This is a genomic window from Lyngbya sp. CCY1209, assembly GCF_055795065.1.
The window spans coordinates 1-3,946 of record NZ_JAYFER010000193.1; the positions used below are offsets into that span (position 1 = coordinate 1).

4 protein-coding genes are annotated in these 3,946 nt (G+C 57.1%); 1 reads left to right on the forward strand and 3 read right to left on the reverse strand.

Annotation, left to right across the window (positions count from 1 at the left end; translation table 11 throughout):
* Window positions 1-84: 84 nt before the first annotated feature.
* The 3 genes from AC0QHF_RS03355 to AC0QHF_RS03365 all read right to left on the reverse strand — a co-directional run bounded on the left by AC0QHF_RS03355 (window position 85) and on the right by AC0QHF_RS03365 (window position 1,791).
* The gene (locus AC0QHF_RS03355) at window positions 85-531 is read right to left on the reverse strand and encodes a hypothetical protein (RefSeq protein WP_324702772.1); all 447 of its coding nucleotides are present in this window, start codon (window positions 529-531) and stop codon (window positions 85-87) included.
* A 12-nt stretch (window positions 532-543) separates the two neighbouring features.
* Window positions 544-744, reverse strand: a complete 201-nt coding sequence (locus AC0QHF_RS03360; protein WP_324702773.1) for a hypothetical protein — start codon at window positions 742-744, stop codon at window positions 544-546.
* 222 nt (window positions 745-966) lie between these two features.
* A complete protein-coding gene (locus tag AC0QHF_RS03365) occupies window positions 967-1,791 on the reverse strand; it encodes a pentapeptide repeat-containing protein (protein ID WP_324702774.1) in 825 nt (274 codons plus the stop codon).
* A gap of 346 nt (window positions 1,792-2,137) precedes the next feature.
* Here AC0QHF_RS03365 and ilvD point away from each other — a divergent pair, with 346 nt between their 5' ends.
* Window positions 2,138-3,820, forward strand: coding sequence for a dihydroxy-acid dehydratase (gene ilvD, locus AC0QHF_RS03370; RefSeq protein ID WP_324702775.1), 1,683 nt, complete (start codon window positions 2,138-2,140; stop codon window positions 3,818-3,820).
* The last annotated feature ends 126 nt before the right edge of the window (window positions 3,821-3,946 follow it).

Consider the following 3,946-nt stretch of genomic DNA (forward strand, 5'->3'; position numbering starts at 1 on the left):
ACCCACAACTGTTCATCCGCGCCGTAACCCACCATTTATTTTTTAATGCACAGTTTTAGTAGAAATAGTCCACTACTATTGCTATTATTTTTTCTGAAGTTTCAGCCGCCAGCGGAACGATCCCGGACGCCCCGGATGTTCGGCGCAGCGGATATCGACGGACCAAGACGGGTGGGTGTGGGTGGGGGAAATTTTATGCAGTTTGCCATCCCTATCGAATCGGAGGGGTTCCTTGCAGTTCGGACAGTGGGGGGTGGAATTTCTGTAGCCGCCGAACTCGTACCGACAGACGGGACAGCGATCTTGAACCCGGTTGCGATCGACCCACGAAAGCAGGCCGTAGAGTGCCAGAATGACGACAATGGGAAGGAGTAGTAGAACGGCGAGAGTCAATAAAAGCAGTCGTCCCCAACTCAGCCACCCCAAACCCACGGCGCCGAGGAGGCCCGCGGCTGACAAAACTATCAGCCCCAAAATCAGGCCGGAAAGTGGGATCTCCAATTCAAAGCCGGAAGTCTCAGAATTCACCATTGTTTCCTTAACTTAAAACGGAATATTCTCTTCTTTGATATCTTCCTCAAAATCGGACTCCGGAGGATCTTCAAATTTCACGGCGGAATCAGCCTCAATCTCATCGGGTTCTTCGTCGGTGAGGGGTAGCACTTCCCCCTCAAAAAAGTCCTTCAGTTGTCGGGAGGCAACAGCCATCGCATCATCGGACTCCGGAGGATCTTCCAATTCCACGGCGGAATCGGCTTCAATCTCATCGGGTTCTCCGTCGGTGAGGGTTTGAGTGGCAAACCCGACGCTCGATCGCGAATTTCATTGCAAACTTCATATCAAGTTCGGATAATTCGCGATCGTCCTGTTATTCGATTACGCGGAGAAACCGGGTTTCTATCTGAAAGAAGCTTAAATCAGGGCGCAAGCCTTGCGCCCCTACAATTCCGACACCCGACACCTTAATTAATCCGGCAAAATCGCCCCCCGCAGGTCTGCATCCCGCAAATTGGTGTGATAGAGTACCGTATCCAACAGGACGGCCTCGATCAAATTAACGCCGCTGAGATTCGACCAATTGAGCTTTGTGCGGTAGAGTCGAGCGCGGCTGAGGTTGGCGCCCCGCAGGATCGTCCAACTGACGTTGGCCCCCCGCAGATTGGCTTCGCTCAAATTGGCATCGCTCAAATCCGCCCCCACCATCGTCACCCGGCTCAAATCCGCCTCGTGCAAGTTGGCGCCCGAAAGCATCGCGCCGCTGAGGATGGCGTGAGTGAGGTTGGCCCCCTCCAGGGTGGACTCCCGCATAATCACGTTGGTGAGATTGGCGTTCTCCAGGTTGGCGCCGCTCAAATTGGCTTTGAGCAAATTCGTCCGAATCAGGGTGCTGTTGGAGAGATTCGCGCCGATAAAATTGGCCGAGGTGAAATTCGCTTCCGCCAAATTGGCGTCGCTGAGGTTGGCTTGGTTCAAAGTGACACTTCGAGAAGACGAACCCCGCAGACTCGCCCCCGTCAGTTGGGCGCGGGTAAAGTTGGCGTCCGTCAAATTGGCACCGATCAAGTTGGCTTCGGCCAAGTTGGCATCGCTGAGATCCACCCCCATCAGTTTCGCCTCGCGGAAGTTGACCCCGGTCAAATTAGTATTGATGAAGGTTGTATTTTGCAGGTTGGCTCTGATAAAGTTGACCTCCTGGAGATCGAGTCCGCTCAGGTCGGCGCCCGTCAGGTTGACCGATCGAAACAGTCTCTCTCCTGCCGCGTATTGCTCGAGTAGCTCCTCAACCTCCATCTTGATTGTCCTCACGAATGATTGCTCTGCTGTAGTTACTTCTTTCTCTATCATCCCCGATCGCGATTCGGGATTGTCACCCCCCCTCATTTCCCGATGACGTGAAATCCGGCTGGGGAGTTCGGGACAATCATCACCGTCAACCGAGGATTTCCGGAAAATGATGATTTGCAAACCTTAAGAAATTGGGGATCGCGGGGGAATAAAGACGGCATCAGATTGTAGGATCGAAAGACAAGCCAGCCGTCAGACACTAGAAAAACGAGGGTGGCGGGGGGTTCGACCCCATGCAACACAACACCATACCACGAGTGCGATCGCACGCCGATCGATAGGGGAATCAGGAATGTCGGATAATTTTAGAAGCAAAGCCATCACCCAGGGCAACCAACGCACCCCGAACCGCGCCATGTTGAGGGCGGTGGGGTTCGGAGATGGGGATTTCAACAAACCCATTGTGGGCATCGCCAACGGCTACAGCACCATCACCCCCTGCAACATGGGGTTGAACGATTTGGCGCTGCGGGCGGAAGCGGCCCTGAAGCAGTCGGGGACCATGCCGCAGATGTTCGGGACGATCACCGTCAGCGACGGGATCTCGATGGGGACGGAGGGGATGAAATATTCCCTGGTGTCCCGAGAAGTGATCGCGGATTCGATCGAAACCGCCTGCAACGCCCAGAGTATGGACGGCGTGCTGGCGATCGGCGGGTGTGATAAAAATATGCCGGGGGCGATGATTGCGATCGCCCGCATGAATATCCCGGCAATTTTCATCTACGGCGGCACGATCAAACCGGGCCACTACGACGGACGGGATCTCACCATCGTCAGCGCCTTTGAAGCGGTGGGACAGCACAGCGCCGGAAAAATTGCCGACGAGGAACTGCTGGCCGTCGAGCGCCACGCCTGCCCGGGGGCGGGGTCTTGCGGCGGGATGTACACCGCCAACACCATGTCCTCGGCCTTCGAGGCGATGGGGATGAGTCTGATGTACTCCTCCACGATGGCCGCCGAGGACGCGGAAAAGGCCGAGAGTACGGAACAATCGGCGGCGGTTCTGGCCGAAGCGATCCGTCAGCGGATTCTCCCCCGGCAAATTTTGACCCGCAAGGCGTTTGAAAATGCCATTGCTGTGATTATGGCCGTGGGCGGATCGACCAATGCCGTGTTACATTTACTCGCGATCGCCAACGCCGCCGGGGTCGAATTGACCCTGGACGATATCGAAACCATCCGCGGCCGGGTTCCGGTGCTCTGTGACCTCAAACCCAGCGGGCGCTTCGTCACCACCCAATTTCACGAGGCGGGCGGCGTGCCCCGGGTGATGAAAATGCTGTTGGAACACGGACTCATCCACGGCGACGCCCTGACGATTACCGGAAAAACCGTCGCCGAACAGTTGGCGGACATCCCCAGCGAACCGGACCCCAACCAGGAAGTCATCCGCCCCTGGGATCAGCCCATGTACGCCCAAGGGCACCTGGCGATTCTCAAAGGAAATTTGGCGACTGAGGGTTCGGTGGCGAAAATTACCGGGGTGAAGAACCCCAAAATCACCGGCCCTGCGCGGGTGTTCGAGTCCGAGGAAGATTGTCTCGACGCGATTCTGGCGGGTAAAATCCAGGCCGGAGATGTGGTCGTGGTGCGCTACGAAGGCCCGGTTGGTGGTCCGGGAATGCGGGAGATGCTGGCGCCGACTTCGGCGATTATCGGCGCGGGTTTGGGCGATTCTGTCGGTCTGATTACGGACGGGCGCTTTTCCGGGGGAACCTACGGCATGGTGGTGGGTCATGTAGCCCCGGAAGCTGCGGTCGGGGGTGCGATCGCCCTGGTCAAAGAAGGGGACAGCATCACCATCGACGCCCACCAGCGGTTATTGCAAATTAACATTTCCGACGAGGAGTTGGCGGCGCGGCGGCAGCAGTGGCAACCGCCCCAACCCCGCTACACCAAGGGCGTGTTGGCGAAATACGCCAAGTTGGTGTCCACCAGCAGCCGGGGCGCGGTGACGGATTTGGGTTTATAGTTGCGCCCCCCTAACCCCCCAATTTTGGGGGGAACTCTTGCCCCCCTAGCCCCCCAATTTTGGGGGGAACTCTTGCCCCCCTAACCCCCCAATTTTGGGGGGAACTCTTGCCCCCCTAACCCCCCA

Bases quoted from the DNA above. Each gene is read 5' to 3' on its own strand.
- AC0QHF_RS03355 (WP_324702772.1), bottom strand. From the start codon at position 531: ATGGTGAATTCTGAGACTTCCGGCTTTGAATTGGAGATCCCACTTTCC.
- ilvD (WP_324702775.1), top strand. From the start codon at position 2,138: ATGTCGGATAATTTTAGAAGCAAAGCCATCACCCAGGGCAACCAACGC.
- AC0QHF_RS03365 (WP_324702774.1), bottom strand. From the start codon at position 1,791: ATGGAGGTTGAGGAGCTACTCGAGCAATACGCGGCAGGAGAGAGACTG.